Source organism: Cellulomonas sp. P4_A2, from assembly GCF_056402515.1.
The window spans coordinates 1-349 of record NZ_JBFUHG010000269.1; the positions used below are offsets into that span (position 1 = coordinate 1).

The 349-nt window shown below is 67.9% G+C and carries 1 protein-coding gene; it reads left to right on the forward strand.

Annotated elements, in window-relative coordinates:
• Positions 1 to 42 precede the first annotated feature (42 nt).
• Positions 43 to 349: TauD/TfdA family dioxygenase (locus AC1DUE_RS21020; RefSeq protein WP_477041325.1), on the forward strand; the 307-nt coding region annotated here is incomplete at its 3' end.

Genomic DNA, 349 nt, shown 5'->3' on the forward strand with positions numbered 1-349 from the left:
GTGTACTCCTCATCGAAGTGGCCGCCGAACCAGCCGATGTGCATGCACCACGAACTGAGCTACACGCTTGAGTTCCCCGGCATGATGATGTTCGCCTGTCTCAGCGCACCCACCGACGGCGGGGCGACCGCGGTGGCCGACTCACCGACCGTGCTCGACGCGCTGCCCGCCGAGTTGACCGGGCGTTTCGAGCGGGAGGGGTGGCTGCTCACCCGCAGCTACAACGACGAGATCGGGGCGACCGTCGCCGAGGCGTTCGGCACCGACGACCGTGGCGCCGTCGAGAGCTACTGCCACGCCAACGCGATCACGTTCGAGTGGCAGCCCGACGGTGGACTGCGCACCAGAC